The 16,029-nt window shown below is 66.2% G+C and carries 15 protein-coding genes; 5 read left to right on the top strand and 10 right to left on the bottom strand.

From position 1 onward, the window contains the following. The first annotated feature begins 46 nt into the window (after positions 1–46). Positions 47–1,639 (top strand): BCCT family transporter, encoded by a 1,593-nt coding sequence (locus C507_RS0116435; RefSeq protein WP_018700813.1) that lies wholly within the window; start codon positions 47–49, stop codon positions 1,637–1,639. A gap of 133 nt (positions 1,640–1,772) precedes the next feature. On the opposite strand, the gene C507_RS0116430 is transcribed toward C507_RS0116435, so the two are convergent. From C507_RS0116430 to C507_RS0116390, 9 genes are all read right to left on the bottom strand, one after another. Beyond that, positions 1,773–2,261: a DUF3237 domain-containing protein gene (locus C507_RS0116430; protein ID WP_018700812.1), complete on the bottom strand. Its 489-nt coding sequence runs from the start codon at positions 2,259–2,261 to the stop codon at positions 1,773–1,775. Continuing rightward, positions 2,258–3,553: a TRAP transporter large permease gene (locus C507_RS0116425; RefSeq protein ID WP_018700811.1), complete on the bottom strand. Its 1,296-nt coding sequence runs from the start codon at positions 3,551–3,553 to the stop codon at positions 2,258–2,260. The genes C507_RS0116430 and C507_RS0116425 overlap by 4 nt, the downstream gene beginning before the upstream one ends. Further along, positions 3,546–4,079 (bottom strand): TRAP transporter small permease, encoded by a 534-nt coding sequence (locus C507_RS0116420; protein WP_018700810.1) that lies wholly within the window; start codon positions 4,077–4,079, stop codon positions 3,546–3,548. The genes C507_RS0116425 and C507_RS0116420 overlap by 8 nt, the downstream gene beginning before the upstream one ends. Positions 4,080–4,211: 132 nt before the next feature. Continuing rightward, the gene (locus C507_RS0116415; RefSeq protein WP_018700809.1) at positions 4,212–5,225 is read right to left on the bottom strand and encodes a TRAP transporter substrate-binding protein; all 1,014 of its coding nucleotides are present in this window, start codon (positions 5,223–5,225) and stop codon (positions 4,212–4,214) included. Between the two features lie 235 nt (positions 5,226–5,460). Continuing rightward, positions 5,461–6,555 (bottom strand): sn-glycerol-3-phosphate import ATP-binding protein UgpC, encoded by a 1,095-nt coding sequence (locus tag C507_RS0116410; protein ID WP_018700808.1) that lies wholly within the window; start codon positions 6,553–6,555, stop codon positions 5,461–5,463. A 1-nt stretch (position 6,556) separates the two neighbouring features. Next, positions 6,557–7,405, bottom strand: a complete 849-nt coding sequence (gene ugpE, locus C507_RS0116405) for a sn-glycerol-3-phosphate ABC transporter permease UgpE (RefSeq protein ID WP_018700807.1) — start codon at positions 7,403–7,405, stop codon at positions 6,557–6,559. A gap of 7 nt (positions 7,406–7,412) precedes the next feature. Next, positions 7,413–8,297, bottom strand: a complete 885-nt coding sequence (gene ugpA / locus C507_RS0116400; protein ID WP_018700806.1) for a sn-glycerol-3-phosphate ABC transporter permease UgpA — start codon at positions 8,295–8,297, stop codon at positions 7,413–7,415. Positions 8,298–8,380: 83 nt separating this feature from the next. Then, entirely contained in the window at positions 8,381–9,697 is a 1,317-nt protein-coding gene (gene ugpB / locus C507_RS0116395; RefSeq protein WP_018700805.1) for a sn-glycerol-3-phosphate ABC transporter substrate-binding protein UgpB, read from the bottom strand. A 233-nt stretch (positions 9,698–9,930) separates the two neighbouring features. After that, positions 9,931–10,260, bottom strand: coding sequence for a hypothetical protein (locus C507_RS0116390; RefSeq protein ID WP_018700804.1), 330 nt, complete (start codon positions 10,258–10,260; stop codon positions 9,931–9,933). 475 nt (positions 10,261–10,735) lie between these two features. Between C507_RS0116390 and ctrA the strand changes: the two genes are divergently transcribed. After that, positions 10,736–11,437, top strand: a complete 702-nt coding sequence (gene ctrA / locus C507_RS0116385) for a response regulator transcription factor CtrA (RefSeq protein ID WP_018700803.1) — start codon at positions 10,736–10,738, stop codon at positions 11,435–11,437. 61 nt (positions 11,438–11,498) lie between these two features. Here the strand turns inward: ctrA and C507_RS21765 are convergent, their stop codons facing one another. After that, positions 11,499–12,152: a histidine phosphotransferase family protein gene (locus C507_RS21765; protein WP_018700802.1), complete on the bottom strand. Its 654-nt coding sequence runs from the start codon at positions 12,150–12,152 to the stop codon at positions 11,499–11,501. 158 nt (positions 12,153–12,310) lie between these two features. Here C507_RS21765 and C507_RS0116375 point away from each other — a divergent pair, with 158 nt between their 5' ends. The 3 genes from C507_RS0116375 to C507_RS21760 all read left to right on the top strand — a co-directional run bounded on the left by C507_RS0116375 (position 12,311) and on the right by C507_RS21760 (position 15,898). After that, positions 12,311–12,970, top strand: a complete 660-nt coding sequence (locus tag C507_RS0116375) for a DUF1134 domain-containing protein (protein WP_018700801.1) — start codon at positions 12,311–12,313, stop codon at positions 12,968–12,970. Positions 12,971–13,114: 144 nt separating this feature from the next. Then, positions 13,115–14,878: a coiled-coil domain-containing protein gene (locus C507_RS0116370; RefSeq protein WP_018700800.1), complete on the top strand. Its 1,764-nt coding sequence runs from the start codon at positions 13,115–13,117 to the stop codon at positions 14,876–14,878. A 240-nt stretch (positions 14,879–15,118) separates the two neighbouring features. Further along, complete coding sequence (locus C507_RS21760; protein WP_083923621.1) at positions 15,119–15,898, top strand: HD-GYP domain-containing protein; 780 nt, start codon at positions 15,119–15,121, stop codon at positions 15,896–15,898. The last annotated feature ends 131 nt before the right edge of the window (positions 15,899–16,029 follow it).

Here is a 16,029-nt window from a genome sequence, read left to right as displayed (position 1 = left end):
AGGACAAGAAGACGAAAGGATCGCAGACGTGAGCGACGACACGATAATGACCCCCGACGGGGACGCCAATCCCATCGAAACGGACTACACGGTCGGCCAGGACAACATCCAGCCGCAGATCGGCCCGTTCGGGATGGACATCCACAATCCCGTCTTTCTGGTGTCCGGCCTGACCATCGTTGCCTTCGTGATCTTTGCGACGGCGATGCCTGAGCAGGCGAGCACCATGTTCGGCTGGCTTCGCCCGGCCGTGACCTCGACCTTCGACGTGGTCTTCCTGTTCGCCGGCGACGTGTTCGTCGTCCTGGCGCTCCTGCTGATGATCTCGCCGCTCGGCAAGGTTCGCATCGGCGGCACCGAGGCCACGCCCGACTATTCCTATACCGGCTGGTTTGCGATGCTGTTTGCTGCCGGCATGGGCATCGGACTGATGTTCTTCGGCGTCTCGGAGCCGATCTCGCACTACTCGGCATCGCTTGCTGAAGGGGCCGGAAGCCCCGAAAGCTGGGCGCCGCTGGCCGGCGCGGCCGGAGTGGAGATGGAAGCCCGCCGTCTCGCCATGGCAGCGACGATCTTTCACTGGGGTCTTCACCCCTGGGCGATCTACGCCATCGTCGGCCTGTCGCTGGCGATCTTCGCCTACAACAAGGGGCTGCCGCTGTCGGTGCGCTCCATGTTCTACCCGATCTTCGGCGAGCGCGTCTGGGGCTGGGTCGGCCATGTCATCGACACGCTGGCGGTATTTGCCACGCTGTTCGGCCTGGCCACCTCGCTCGGCATCGGCGCCCAGCAGGCGAATGCGGGCCTGAACTTCCTGTTCGGCATCCCGGAGAACGATATCTCCATGATCGTGCTGATCCTCTGCATCACCGGTGTTGCGCTGGTGTCGGTGGTGGCCGGTCTGGACGCCGGCGTGAAGCGGCTGTCGGAAATCAACATGGTCCTGGCGGCGCTGCTCCTGGTGTTCGTCATTGCCGTGGGCCCGACGATGCTCATCGCCACCGGCTTCTTCGCCAACCTGGTGGCCTATGCGGAGTATCTGCCGGCACTGGCCAATCCGTTCGGCCGGTCCGACACCAACTTCAGCCAGGGCTGGACATCGTTCTACTGGGCCTGGTGGATTTCCTGGTCACCGTTTGTCGGCATGTTCATCGCCCGCGTCAGCCGTGGCCGCAGCGTGCGGGAGTTCATCTTCTGCGTGCTCCTGATCCCGTCCATGGTGTCGGTCCTCTGGATGACGGCCTTCGGCGGCTCCGCGATCACGATGGTCAACGAAGGCTTCACCGACATCGCCGAGGCGGACATGCCGCTGCAGCTCTTCACCATGCTGAGTGATCTGCCGCTGGCCTCCATCACCTCGTTCATCGCGATTGTCCTGGTGATCGTCTTCTTCGTGACGTCCTCGGACTCCGGCTCGCTGGTGATCGACACCATCACGGCCGGCGGCAAGGTGGATGCGCCCGTGCCGCAGCGCGTCTTCTGGGCCACCTTCGAAGGTCTCGTGGCCATCGTGCTGCTGCTCGGGGGCGGGTTGACGGCCCTGCAGGCGGCATCGGTCTCGACGGGCCTGCCCTTCGCCATCGTGCTGCTGCTTGGCTGCTTCGCGCTGATCAAGGGGCTGATGTCCGAGCCCCGATAGGCATGGTCTCCTCCGGAGCCGCGCGCTGCGGGGCTCCGGGCGGCGGCGCCGCCGCTTGCATACGAAAAAGGGGAGGATGGAGCCTGGCTCCGTCCTCCCCTTTTCTGTCTCAGGCGATGGCGTGGAAGGGTGCTCAGAGCACCTCGTACATGGACAGGACAACGGCCGACCTCAGCCGCGCTCCGCTGCCGATCGCGACGATCCGGTTGAGCCAGGCATAGCGCGGATCGGCGGTCACGAAGAGTGCCTTGGTGCGCATGTAGTAGGACGACGGATCCACGTCCTCGCCGCGGCCGACGGCCGCCAGCACATCCTGCGGGCCGTGGCGGAAGCCGAAATTTTGGATCTCGACGAGTGCGCCGTCGTCTGTTTCGAAGGCGTAGCGGGCGTCGAGTTCGGCAACGGCGTCGGGGCGGACCGTCTGCCAGTCGGCCCCGATCGGCAGGATTGTGCCGTTCACCCTCTCGCCGGATACCCGGCCACCCACGATCGGGATGATCCGGTGGCGGCCTTTGGCGCCGTCGCCGCCCTCGTGCGGCGCAGACAGCTCGATCGTCAGGTCGAACAGGTGGGCAAGGCCCGGGACGGGCAGCCGCGTGCCCGGCGTGTCGGTGGCGCTCATTGCATGGTCCGGGGCAGGAAGAGAACGATCGCGGGGAAGGCGACCAGCAGGATCAGGCGGACGATGTCGATCAGCACGAACGGCATCACCCCCTTGTAGATCTGGTAGAGGCTGATCTTCGGCGTGATGGAGTTGATGACGAAGACGTTCATGCCCACCGGTGGCGTAATCAGGCCGAGCTCCACCGTCATCACGACGATGATCCCGAACCAGATCGGATCAAACCCGAGCTGCTGCACCACCGGGAAGACGATGGGCACCAGCAGGATGATCATCGCCATGGCATCGAGGATGCAGCCCAGGAGCAGAAAGAAGACGAGGATCAGCGCCAGCGTCGGATAGGCGCCGAGATCGAGGCCCACCAGGAAGGCGGTGATTTTCTGCGGCGTCTGGGTAATCGTGAGGAAATAGCCGAAGAGGAGCGCGCCGATCAGGATCATGTAGATGGAGACGGACGTCCGGAGTGCCTCGGCGAGACTGGCGGCCAGCGCCTTCGGGCCGAGCCGACCGCGCAGGATGCCGATCAGTGCCGTCAGCGCCGCGCCGGCCGCGGCCGCCTCGGTGGGGGTGACCACGCCGGCATAAATGCCGCCGATGATGGCCACGAAGAGCAGCGCCACGGCCCAGATGCCGCGCAGTGAGACGAGGCGTTCGCGCAGGCTGCTCTTCTCGCCAGATGGCAATCGGCGGCCGTGCACCAGCTGCACGGTGATCATGTAGAACAGGATGGCCAGCACGCCTGGCACGACGCCGGCGATGAACAGCTTGCCCACGTCCTGGTTGGTGATGAAGGCATAAACGGCCAGCACCACGGAGGGCGGAATGAGGATGCCGAGCGTGCCGCCGGCCGCGATGACGCCGGTGGACACGTCGTCGGGGTAGCCGAAGCGCTTCATCTCCGGCAGCGCGATGTTGGTCATCGTGGCGGCGGTTGCGACCGACGATCCGCAGATCGCGGCGAATCCGGCGCAGGCACCGACGGTGGCGAGCGCCAGCCCGCCCCGGAACCGGCCGAGCCAGGCGTTGCCGGCGCGGAACAGCTCGCGCGACAGGCCGGAGTTGGTTGCCAGCACCCCCATCAGGATGAACATTGGCACCAGAGAGAGATTGTAGTCGGTGACCGTACGGATCGGCGAGGTGGCAAGGAGATTCAGCGCCGGCCCCCAGCCGACGATGGCTGCGAAGCCGGACACGCCGACGACACCCATGGCCACACCCACCGGCACGCGCACCAGCATCATCGCGAACAAGGCGACGAAACCCAGGACGGCAACGAGGTCGCGCTCACTCATAACCGGTCTCCGCGGGCGTGTGGTCGTCCGGGGCGGGCGTCTGCCGTTCGGCCCCGGTCAGGAGATAGAGAAGTCGCGCGGCGATGGTGATGACGGAGACCGCCACGCCCAGCCAGGCGAAGGCGAGCCATGGCCAGACGGGCAGGCGCAGGTCGAAGGTGGATTCGTGCGATCCCTGAGCGCTTTCGACCCGGCCGAGCAGCTTGTAGGCAAACACGATGGTGAAGCCGAGCAGCACCAGCCAGCCGAACGCTTCCATCCATCGGCCGACGCGCTGCGGAACGACCTGGGCGACGATGTCCACGGCGATGTGCCCGCCGCGAAAGCCGATGGAGGCAAGGCCCCACATCACCGCCACGCCCAGAAGCAGGCGGGAGATGTCGAATGAATCGGGGATCGGAAAAGTGAAGAGGTAGCGGCCGACCGCCGAGATGAAGACCAGGAGCGTGACCACACCGAGGCAGATGCCGGCGATCACGTCGACGCCCTTGGAGAAGCGTTCGAGAAAGCGGAAGATCGAGCGCATGAATGTCTGCCCCAGGCTTGGGAGGTCGGCAGGCCGCCAGCGGTCCCGGCGGGGCGTGCGGCAGCAGGTCGGTCAGGGCCCTTGCCTGACGCGTGGATCGGGTGCCGCGCCGCGGCGCGGCACCCGTCGTGGTCAGTAGGCCGAGTCGTGCTTCGCAAGCGTCTCGTTGAAGCTCTCGTAGATCGCGTCGGCATCGTAACCGCGATCGTTCACATCCTTCTTCCACTGCTCAAGAAGCGGCGCCGCGGCGTCCTTCCAGGCCTGGACCTCCTCGTCGGTGGGCTCGTGGAGAATGTGGTCGTCCGACGAAACCGCGATCTCGCGGCCCTTGTCCTCCCACTGCGCCCAACCGGCGGCGACCTTCTCGGCCCATTCCGGCGTGCAGTGCTCGTCGACGACGGCCTTGTCTTCCGGCGACAGGGCCTCGTAGCGCGCCTTGTTCATGCCGGTGACGAAAGTGGTCACGTACAGCGGCATGTCGAGGTGATGCTTGGTGACGTTGTCGATGCCGAACAGCCAGATGGAATTCCAGGGGAAGGTGATCGCATCGGCCGCGCCCTTGGACAGCGCCTCGCGGGCTTCAGGCGCGGAGACCTGCACGTTGGCACCGCCGAGCGACGTCACGAAGCGGCCCATGGTGGCGTGCGCCGGGCGGATGTTCTTGCCCTCCACATCGGCCGGAAGGGTCAACTTTTCCTTGGAGTGGAAGGTACCGGGCGAATGCAGGTACGCCATGCAGACGTAGATCTCCGGCATCTCCTTCTCGGCATACTGCCGGTACCATTCGTCGAAGGCGCGGCTGCCGGCTTCGGCGTTGGTGATCTGGAACGGAATCTCGCCGAGCGCCACGACCGGGAAGCGGCCGGCCTGGTAGCCCGGATTGATGAAGCCGAAGTCGGCGATGCCGTCGCGCACCATGTCATAATGGTCGGGCGCGGCGCCAAGCTGCTGCGAGGGATAGATGGTCAGCGTGATGCGGCCGTCGGAGGCCTCTTCCATCGACTTCGCCCACGGCTCGAAGCCGGTCGGCTGCAACGGATGCTGGGGCGGAAGCCAGCTTGAGAACGAAAGTTCGGTCTGCGCGCTGACTTGTGTGGCGAAGACCATGCCTGCGGCCGCGGCCGCGGCGAGCCAAGTACCCTTCATCGGTCGCTGTCCTCCCTGGTTGGCGACGTCGATCATCGACAGGGAGAGGACAGGGACCGTACCGGCAGACGGCCTCTGTGTGCCGTCCTGACCGCGGACCGTGCCGGTTTCCTCCCCGTGCCGTTCTCATCGAACGGTTCACCCGTTCGTTTGAGTGCCAACCATACCAATCCGTACGGTGAAGGCAATCGGTCAGCATCGGTGGTGGGCGATGCGGGCTCAGCCGGCCAGCGGTTCAGCCAGCCAGCCGCGCGCCGGTCTCGCGGTCGAAGAGATGCAGGGCCTCGGGCGGTGCGTGGCAGTGGACCAGGCTGTCCGGCGCGATCCGGTGCGTGCCATGGGCGCGCACGATCAGGCCGGTCCCGTCCGGGCGCTCGCAATGGATCAGGCTTTCCGCGCCCACCGGTTCCACCGTGGTCACGCCGAAGGCCAGGTCGAGGCCCTGCATGCCGTCGGGCAGACCGCCGAGCACCAAGTGCTCCGGCCGCACGCCCACGGTGACCGGTCCCGCCGGCGCATCGACCGGCAGCTCAGGCCGCCCGCCGTTGCCGTTGGTTGCGGCGCCGCCCAGGTGCAGATGCCCGTTGGAGACGGTACCGGGAAGGGTGTTCATGGCGGGCGAGCCGATGAAGGTGGCCACGAACACGCTGGCCGGCCGGTCGTAGAGCTCCATCGGCGTGCCGACCTGCTCCACCGCGCCGGCGTTCATCACCACCAGCTTGTCGGCGAGCGTCATCGCCTCGAGCTGGTCGTGGGTCACATACACGCTCGTGGTCGCGAGCTTGCGCTGCAGCTTCTTGATCTCCACGCGCATCTGCACGCGAAGCTTGGCGTCGAGGTTGGAGAGCGGCTCGTCGAAGAGGAACACGGCCGGCTCGCGCACGATGGCCCGGCCCATGGCGACGCGCTGGCGCTGACCGCCGGACATCTGGCGCGGCTTGCGATCGAGGAGGGAGGCGACGCCCAGCATATCCGCCGCTGCCCGCACCCGCCGGTCGATCTCGTCTTTCGGCGTTCGGCGGTTTCGCAGCCCGTAGGCCAGATTGTCATAGACGCTCATGTGCGGATAGAGCGCGTAATTCTGGAACACCATGGCGATGTCGCGCTCGCCCGGCTCGACCTCGTTGACCACCCGGTCCCCGATGGCGATCGTGCCGTCGGTGACGGTCTCCAGGCCGGCGATCATGCGCAACAGGGTGGACTTGCCGCAGCCCGACGGCCCGACCAGCACGACGAGTTCGCCGTCGGCCATGTCCAGGGAGAGGCTTTTGATGGCCTCGTACCCGTTCGGATAGACCTTGCGGACGCGGTCCACGACAATGCCGGCCATCCTATTTCTCCGTCTCCACGAGGCCTTTGACGAACAGGCGCTGCATGACGACGATCACCACGACCGGCGGCAGCATGGCGAGCACCGTCGTCGCCATCACGTAGTGCCATTGGGGAAGCTGGTCGGCGACCGTGACCAGACGCTGGATGCCCATCACGATGGTGTAGTAGCTCTCGCTCGTGGTCACGATCAGCGGCCAGAGATACTGGTTCCAGCCGTAAATGAAGAGGATCACGAACAGCGCCGCGATGTTGGTGCGCGACAGCGGCAGCAGAATGTCCCGGAAGAATTTCAGCGGGCCGGCGCCGTCGATGCGGGCCGCCTCGGCCAGTTCCTCCGGCACCGTCATGAAGAACTGGCGGAACAGGAACGTCGCCGTGGCGCTGGCGATCAGCGGCAGGATCAGCCCGCCATAGGAGTTCAGCAGACCGAGCTGAGCGGTGATTTCGAAGGTCGGCAGGATCCGCACCTCCACCGGCAGCATCAGCGTGATGAAGATGAGCCAGAAAATCGCGATGCGGAACGGGAAGCGGAAATAGACGATGGCGAAGGCGGACAGCAGCGAGATGGCGATCTTGCCGAGCGCGATGCCCAGGGCCATCACCAGCGAGTTGCCGAGCATCAGGGCAATCGGCGGGGCGCCGGATGTGGAGACGCCGCGAAACAGGACATCCCGGTAGTTCTCGACCAGATGATCGCCGGGCAGAAGCGGCACGACACCGGTCAGCAGGTCGTGCGGCGCATGGGTGGAGGCCACGAAGGCGATCCAGACCGGAAACGCCACCAGCGCCACGCCCAGCAGCAGGACCAGGTGGCTCAGCAGGTTGAGGATCGGGCGGTGCTCGACCATGGGCCCCTCAATACTCCACGCGCCGTTCCACGAAGCGGAACTGGATGACGGTGAGCGCGATGACGATGGTCATCAGCACCACGGACTGGGCCGCCGAGCCCCCCAGGTCCTGGGCGACGAAGCCGTCGCGCCAGACCTTGTAGACCAGGATCGAGGTCGACTGGCCGGGGCCGCCCTGGGTGGTGGCGTGGATGATCGCGAAGGTCTCGAAGAAGGCGTAGACCATGTTCACGACCAGCAGGAAGAAGGTCGTGGGTGACAGCAGCGGCAGCACGATCGTCCAGAAGCGCTTCATCGGGCCGGCGCCGTCGATGGCAGCCGCCTCGAACACGGAGTTCGGAATCGCCTGCAGCCCGGCCAGGAAGAACAGGAAATTGTAGCTCACCTGTTTCCAGGCCGCCGCGATCACAACCATGATCAACGCATCGGTGGACGAGATCACCGGATTGAAGTCGATGCCGAGCTGCGCGAGCGCGTAGGTGGCGATGCCGATCGACGGATTGAACAGGAAATACCAAAGCACGCCGGCCACGGCTGGGGCGACGGCATAGGGCCAGATCAGCACGGTCCGATAGGTGTTGGTCCCGCGGATCACCCGGTCGGCGACCACGGCGAACAGCAGCGCCAGGCTCATGGCCAGCGCGGCGGTGGCCACCGAGAAGATGATCGTGACGTGCACCGAGGACAGGTAGCTGGGGTCGCGGAGCAGGGTGCGGAAGTTCGCCAGCCCGACAAAGGTGGTCGACAGGCCGAAGGCGTCCTGCTGCAGCATCGACTGGCGGATCGCCTGCAGCGCCGGCCAGATGAAGAAGACCAGCGTGATGGCGAGCTGCGGCAGACACAGGAGGTAGGGCAGGAAGGTGTGGCGGAAGACCACGCGCTTCGTCTGCATCGATGGCGCTCCGCGCTAATCGGCCGATCGGACAGGGGCAGGTCCCGGCGCGAACGCCGGGACCCGGTTCAGGCATCAGCCGGTCAGTTGGCGGCTTCGAAGCGACGCAGCAGCTCGTTGCCGCGCTCGGTGGCGGCGTCGAGGGCTTCCTGCGGGGTCTTCGAGCCCGACCACACATTCTCCAGCTCCTCGTTCACCACGTCCCGGATCTGGACGAAGTTGCCGAGACGCAGGCCACGGGAGTTCGGGGTCGGCTTGTTGAGCGTCATCTGCTTGATCGGCAGGTCGGCGCCCGGGTTTTCCTTGTAGTAGCCCTGCTTCTCGGAGAGCTCGTAGGCGGCCGTGGTGATCGGCAGGTAGCCGGTCGACTGGTGCCAGTCGGCCTGGACCTCGGGCTTGGAGAGGTAGGAGAAGAACTCCGCCACGCCCTTGTACTGGTCCTCCGGATGGCCCTGCAGGACCCACAGCGTCGCGCCGCCGATGATGGAATTCTGCGGGGCGCCGTCGACGTCCTCGTAGTAGGGCAGCATGCCGTAGGTCACATCGAAGTCCTTGGCGTTGGCCAGGACGCCGGCGCGCGAGGCCGAGGAGGCCATGTTGATGGCGCACTCGCCGGAGAAGAACATCGGATTGGCGTTGGACTGGCGGCCGCCGTACTTGAAGGTGCCGTCCTTGGCCCATTCCGCCATGTCGGAGATGTGGCGGACCGGCAGTTCGCCGTTGATCTCAAGCTCGGTGTCCAGCCCGGCATAGCCGTTGTTCTGGGTGGCGAACGGCGTGTTGTGCCAGGCGGAGAAATTCTCCAGCTGGATCCACGACTGCCAGGTGGTGGTGAAGCCGCACGGAGCGGCGCCCGAGGAGACGATCTTCTTGGCGGCCTCGCCGAACTCGCCCCAGGTCTTGGGCAGCGTCTCGGTATCGAGCCCCGCCTTCTCCATCGCCGTCTTGTTGTAATAGACGATCGGAGTGGAGGAGTTGAACGGCAGCGACAGAAGGTTGCCGTCGTCGTCCACGTAGTAGGAGATGACGGAGGGCAGGAAGGCGGACTGATCGAAGTCCTGGCCGGAGTCTTCCATCAGCTTGTAGACTGGGTAGATGGCACCCTTGGCCGCCATCATCGTTGCGGTGCCGACCTCGAAGACCTGCACGATATGGGGCTGCTCGCCGGCGCGGAACGCGGCGATGGCGGAGGTCATGGTCTCCGCGTAGTTGCCCTTGTAGACCGGCACGACCTTGAAGTCGCTCTGGGTCTTGTTGAAGCCGTCGGCGATTTCCTCGACCTTCTGGCCGAGCTCGCCGCCCATGGCGTGCCACCAGGTGATTTCCGTCTGGGCCATGGCACCGGTGCTCGCCATGACGAGGGCGAGGGCGGAGCCGAACAACATCTTCGAGGACGTCATCGCTGCAATCCTTTTGAAGGGGGGAGGGGGCTGTCACGCACAACCAATCCGTTCCCCTTAGCGATGATCTGACGCGCTGCTGTGACGAACGGCTTACAGAACGATGACGCCTGCAGGACAGCCACAGCCAGGGGCGCTCGGCCTGCGTTCGGTCTGGCAGAAAAGCCAAAAAAAGCCCCGGCGCGGACGCCGGGGCCTTCGATTGGTTGTCGGATCGATGCTGTACGCGGCCCTCAGGCCGCGTCGATGGCCGTCACCATGGACTGGTAGACACCGCTGACGTCATCGAGCTCCGCCGCGGTCGCGGCGCGGCGCTCTTCCAGGTCGGCGATGGACGATTCCAGCTTGTCGCGGCGCTGGCGGGCGGCCCGCGCAGCGGTGGAATAGGCGAAGTGAGCGGGATCCTCGACGCCTGTGCGCCGCTCCTCCGCTTCGATCTGACGGTCGAGATCGTCCGCGATCCGCCGGAAGTCGGCGATCATCATGTCGGACTGGGCGAGCTGGCGCTCCAGCTCCCGAACCTCGAACTCTTTGTTACGTACCAGGCTTTCGCGCGGCTTCATGACGCTTCTCACTCCCCCGATGCCGGAGACGGACCCTAGCGCCGAGTCCTTGCCAAAGAGTTGGCATTTTCACCGGAATTCGCCTGCCTCCGGTTACCGCTCGTTGAAGCGTCGGCGGCTCGGAGGAGTCTTTTACCGCGCTTGGTAACCGATCGTTTACGGCTCTTGTTCACCATCAGCACGTTCCTGATCGGCCGGACGTCGTGGCCGTCGGGAGCCGCAAATTCGACAGGGCGCGCGGTCACCGGTTCATCCGGCCCGTTAACCCGGCCGGCTGTGGATGAAGAATGCCTTTTGATGAACGGCTTATGGTGAACTTCGCATTTCCGTCATTAAGGCGCTTGGGGTCCGATTCGGCTTTTGTTAACCATTCTTGGTCAGTCTCTCGAATCGGGAAACAGACCACGTCTATGCCGTCGTTCCCGCATCTGGCGGACATGACGAACCCGAGGGCGGGTGGCACGAGGGGATTGGCATGCGCGTACTGCTAATCGAAGACGACGGCGCCACGGCGCGGAGCATCGAGCTGATGCTCAATTCCGAGAAGTTCAATGTCTACATCACCGACTTTGGTGAAGAGGGCATCGATCTCGGCAAGCTCTACGATTACGACATCATCCTGCTCGACCTGAACCTGCCGGACATGTCCGGCTACGAGGTGCTCAGGGCGCTGCGGATGTCGAAGATCTCGACGCCGATCCTGATCCTGTCGGGCCTGGGCAACATCGAGGACAAAGTGCGCGGTCTCGGCTTCGGCGCCGACGACTACATGACCAAGCCGTTCCACAAGGACGAGCTGGTCGCCCGCATCAACGCCATCGTGCGTCGCTCCAAGGGCCATGCCCAGTCGATCATTCGCACCGGCGAGCTCGCGGTGAACCTGGACACCAAGACGGTGGAGGTTGGCGGTCAGCGCGTTCACCTGACCGGCAAGGAGTACCAGATGCTGGAGCTCCTTTCCCTGCGCAAGGGCACCACACTGACCAAGGAGATGTTCCTCAACCATCTCTATGGCGGCATGGACGAGCCCGAACTGAAGATCATCGACGTCTTCATCTGCAAGCTGCGCAAGAAGCTGTCGGCGGCCACCGGGGGCAAGAACTACATCGAGACCGTGTGGGGTCGCGGGTATGTCCTTCGGGAACTCGACGAGGAAGTGGCCAAGGAATCGGCCTGAGCCTTCAGGGGACGGATCGCCTCGTCGCGCCGTCCCGGCGGGTGGCCGGAAATCCGCCCCCTCAGCGTACCTCGAGTACGAACCGCCCGTCATCCTCTTCCAGCCGTGCCGTGACCGACAGGCCGGCGGCGCGCACCAGCAATCCCGTCAGATAGGGCTGCACGCAATGCGGGTCGAGCGGGACATCGCAGGCCTCGCCGAGGACGAACGGGGTTGTATCCGGCAGGCGGACCTTCGGCCCCTCGGCCACGACCGAAAGGTTCAGCCGGTCCTCCGCCACCATTTCCACATTGGCCGAGATCGTTCCGCCGCGCGGAATGGCGCGGACGGCGAACATCGCCAGATTGAGCAGCACCTTCACCTGCGAGCGCGGGGCCACGGCGACCGGCAGCGTCAGCGCCAGGTCGGCGCGCTCGTTCTCGAACTGAGCCTCGAGAAGCGTCCGGGCATCCGCGAGATCGATCATCGAGCCGGCGGACCCGCCGGCCCCGAAAGCCAGCCGCATGAACTGGAGAGCCGCCGACGCCTGGGTCGCGCTCTTTTCGATCAGCTGCAGCGCGACGTCGCGGGTTTCGGGCGAATCGTCGCCTTCAAGCAGCTCCAGTCCGTTGACGATGGCGCCGACCGGTCCGACGACGTCGTGGCAGATGCGGCTCGACAGCAGGCTTGCAAGCTCAAGCGAGCCGAGAAGCTCTTCGGAAGGCTCGGAAGACACGGGACGGTGGTCCTTTCGGGATCGCTGACGGAAGCGCGCGAAAACGGCGCGATTCGCATGATCCGGCGAGGGTTACACGGCGGCACCAGCCGTGCCAACAGCCGCCCGCCGGCTCTCGGGGCGATCGCCACGCCGCCTGTCGCCAGAAGGAGAGAGAGATGATCGCAACGACCCAGAGCCGGCGCTGCGGGCCTGCACCCGTCCTGGCCGCCATGGCCGCGCTCGTGGCCTTCACGCTTTTTCCTGCCCCGGCCATGGCCCAGCAGCAACTGGTGCCGCAGCAGGAAAATTATGCTCAGCCGGCCCAACCGTCCGGGTCGCTCAGCCCGGCTGGCAGCGAGACCTACAGCGGCGACGAGGTGCTGAGCACGGGCCATCGCTTCTTCGGCGAGGTTTCCGGAGGGCTGGCCACCGTCATCGAGAAGGCCGTCTCCCGCTATGGCGAGCCGAACGCCTACATTCTCGGCGAGGAGGGCTCGGGCGCCCTCATCGGCGGCCTGCGTTACGGCGAGGGTACGCTCTACACCCGGCTGGGGGAGACCCGGGTCTACTGGCAGGGGCCGTCGATCGGTTGGGATTTCGGGGGTGATGGCGCCCGGGTGATGATGCTGGTCTACGACCTGCCGTCGGTGGAGGCGATCTTCCAGCGCTATGTGGGCGTCAACGGGTCGGCTTACCTGGTCGGCGGCTTCGGCATGACGCTGCTGGCAGCCGACACCACCTACGTGGTCCCGGTTCGCTCCGGCGTGGGGGCGCGGCTGGGCGTCAATCTCGGCTACCTGAAGTTCACCAGCCGGGCGACCTGGAATCCGTTCTGACGCCCGGGCCGGACTTGCCTGTGCGCTCCCGCAGAATCGTGAAGTGGCCCCGCTTCGCCGTCTGCGCTAAAGACTGACGGGCCGGCGCGACCGAGTTGTCCGCCGGTCGATGCCTTCCGAGTTCCGCGGCCTGCGGAGGATGATGTGGACGAACGCCTGTCCCTGCTTGTGACCTACGGACCTGTCGTCGGGTTCGTGATCGCGTTTCTGCTGGCTCTCTATTATCGGGGGTCGGCCAAACGGGCGCGCCGCCGAGCGGACCGGGCGCGTCCCCTGGCGCTTGCCGAAGCGCGGGCGGAGCGTGACGTGCACCGAGCGGAATATGCGGTCGAGGTGCGCGGCCTCGAGCAGCAGCTGGAAGCCGCCAAGGACCAGCTGGCCGCCGCCAGGCTCGCCGCAGCGCGCGACAACAAGCTCCAGTTCGATCTGGCGCGGGCGCTCGAGCGCGCCGTCCAGGCCGAAACCGAGCGCGACCGGCTGCAGCGCGAACTCGCCGAGGAACGGTCGAAGCTCGCCGACATCGAGCAGCGCCTGGCCGACCGGGACAAGGACATCGCCTTCCAGACGGGCCGCGCCGCAGACAGCGACAAGCAGGCAGAGGCTGCCCGGGAGGAGGCGCGCGTTGCAGCCGAAGCGCTTGCGGACGCACGCGAAGCGCTCGAGGCCGTGCGTCGCGAGAAGACCGAAGCGGAAACCCGCGTCGAGGCCGTCACCAGCCAGATCACCGAGATCCGCTCCGCCCAGGTGAGCAGCGAGGAAGTTGCCGCGCTTCGGGCGAGCCTTGCCCAGTCGACCGAGCAGCAGGCGGCAGAAAAGGCGCAGCGGCTGGAGGCCGAACGTCGGCTGGCCGACCGCGAGCACGAGTTCGAGACCCACTCAGACCGCCTGCAGCGTGCCGAGGCCGCCGCAGACGAGGCGCGGGCGGAGCTCGCCAGGCGCGACCGTGCCTTCGCCGATCAGGCCGCAGCTCTTGCCGACGCCGAGGAAGCGCGCGACGCGGCACGCGAACGGGTCGAAGCGATGCTGCGCGAGGGCGACCACGACCGGTCGTCGGCCGCCTCCGCGAAAGCCCGCATCGATCTGCTTTCGCAGGAGCTTTCCGATCTCCGCTCTGCCCGCGTCAGCGGCGACGAGGTGGCCGAGCTGCGCCGGCTCCTGGCCGAAGCAAACACGTCGCTCTCCGACGAGCGCGACAGGCGGTTGGAGATGGAAACCACGGTGCGACGGCTGCAGGCCGCCGCCGGTCTCACGGCCGCAGCGGCTGCCGCCCCGGTTGCCGAAGCGGCACCGACCGATTCCGCCGCCGCCGATCTCGCGGCTGATCTGGAGCGCACCCGCCAGAGCCTGGCGGATGCCAACAATGCGCTGGCGAGCGAGAAGAGCCGGCGCATGGCGCTGGAAAGCGATGTGACCCGCCTCGAGGCTCAGGCCAGGGAGGCACGCGCCTCTGCCGAGGCGGAGGGCGAGGCACGTCGGGCGGCGGATAGGGCTGCGCCCGCCGCAAAGGTCAACGGTGCCGGCAACGGCGACGACAGCTTCGACCGCGTGGCACAGGCGGCGGCGCTGTCGGGTGCCACTGGCGTCAGCCACGAGCGGGCCGGGAGCACGGCCGAACTGGATGATCTCCGTCACGAGCTGGAACGTTTGCGCGCGGAGAATGCCGCGCTGGCCCGCAATGCCGACGGTCATGGCGAAATGGACCGGCTGGAGACGGCCGTCCTGCGCGAGCGTCTGCAGGACATCGCTGCGGAGATCGCCGTGGTGGCGGCCCAGACCAGGGCCAACGGTGCGCTAGGCGATGGCGAGCAGCTCTCGGCGGAAAATGACGACGCGTTGGGCTCGCCGGACCGGGAAGGCCCGAGCCTTGCCGCGCGCGTTCGCGCTCTGAGACGCCGCCGCGCCGTGTAACGACCGCTGGTCCTGGTGCGTACGGGCTGTGCAATCCGCCAGCGGTGGCGGCGATCAACCGGCCCTATGCCGCGCCTTTCCGCGCGGATCGGGCGTGCCGACGCCGGCGGCAGCGTGACAAGCCGTTGAAAGTCTGATCTCTTCTTCTCAAGAGACCGGTTCAGCCACGGCGAGTGTCTCACCTCTGGAGGATTGGCCGGTGGGGGTCAGTCGAACGGCGACGGTTCGGTAGATCAATCTATGAAGCGGTTCCGTAAACCGCGCGCCTCCCGGGGGGACGACGCGCGCACGACGTGGATGCCGCTGCCGGACGATCCATCGGATCAACCGGCCGACGCCGCTTTCACCCCACCCGATCAGGCCCGCGACCGCGAGGGCGGCTCTGCGGCGGTTCAGGCGCTGATCCATGGGGCGCCGGCGCAGGATTCTGATCCGGAGGCAATGCCGCACGAGGTGGCGATGGAGCGGGCACGCACGCTGCTTCAGGCCCTTTCGGACTGCGACGCTGACACCGTCGGGCATCTGCAGCGCACCGCCACCACGGTGGCCAGGGTGAGTGCCGCGCTCGGTTGGGACGAGGATCGCCGCAGATGGGCGACGTTCGGCGCGCTCCTGCACGACATCGGCAAGATCGGCGTCTCGCCCAGCGTAATGTACAAGCCCGGACCACTGTCGCCCGATGAACAGGCGGTCATGCGCGATCATGTGAACTACGGCATCGACCTTGTGACCGCGTACGGTTTTCCGGCCATCGTGGCGCGGATCGTGCGCGAGCATCACGAGCGTCTGGATGGCAGCGGTTATCCTCAGGGGCTCGCGGCGGAGGGGATCTCCGAAGAGGCGAAGCTGGTGATGTTGGCGGATATCGCCGACGCGATGCTGTCGCGGCGCCCCTACAAGCAGGCACTGACGCTCGACGACGTGCGCCGCGCGCTGTCTGCCGGAGCGGGGTCGATGTTCGAGGCTGAGTTGGTGGAGCCAGTGATTCAGGTCCTGGCCGCAACGCCTCCCGAAGAGTGATGCGCAGCCTGTAACAGCGCTGCATCAGGCGGCGAGGCAGGTGTGCGGATTGTCCGCGCAAAGAAAAACGCCGGTCGCGAGAGCGCCGGCGTTTTTGCGTTTCCGGGTGGCCTGTTGGGCCGTCGGGCGCA

It is taken from the genome of Amorphus coralli DSM 19760 (assembly GCF_000374525.1).
In the GTDB taxonomy this organism is placed as follows: domain Bacteria; phylum Pseudomonadota; class Alphaproteobacteria; order Rhizobiales; family Amorphaceae; genus Amorphus; species Amorphus coralli.
The sequence above is the reverse complement of the archived record's forward strand: the minus strand, read 5'-3'. Positions and strand labels throughout refer to the sequence as shown.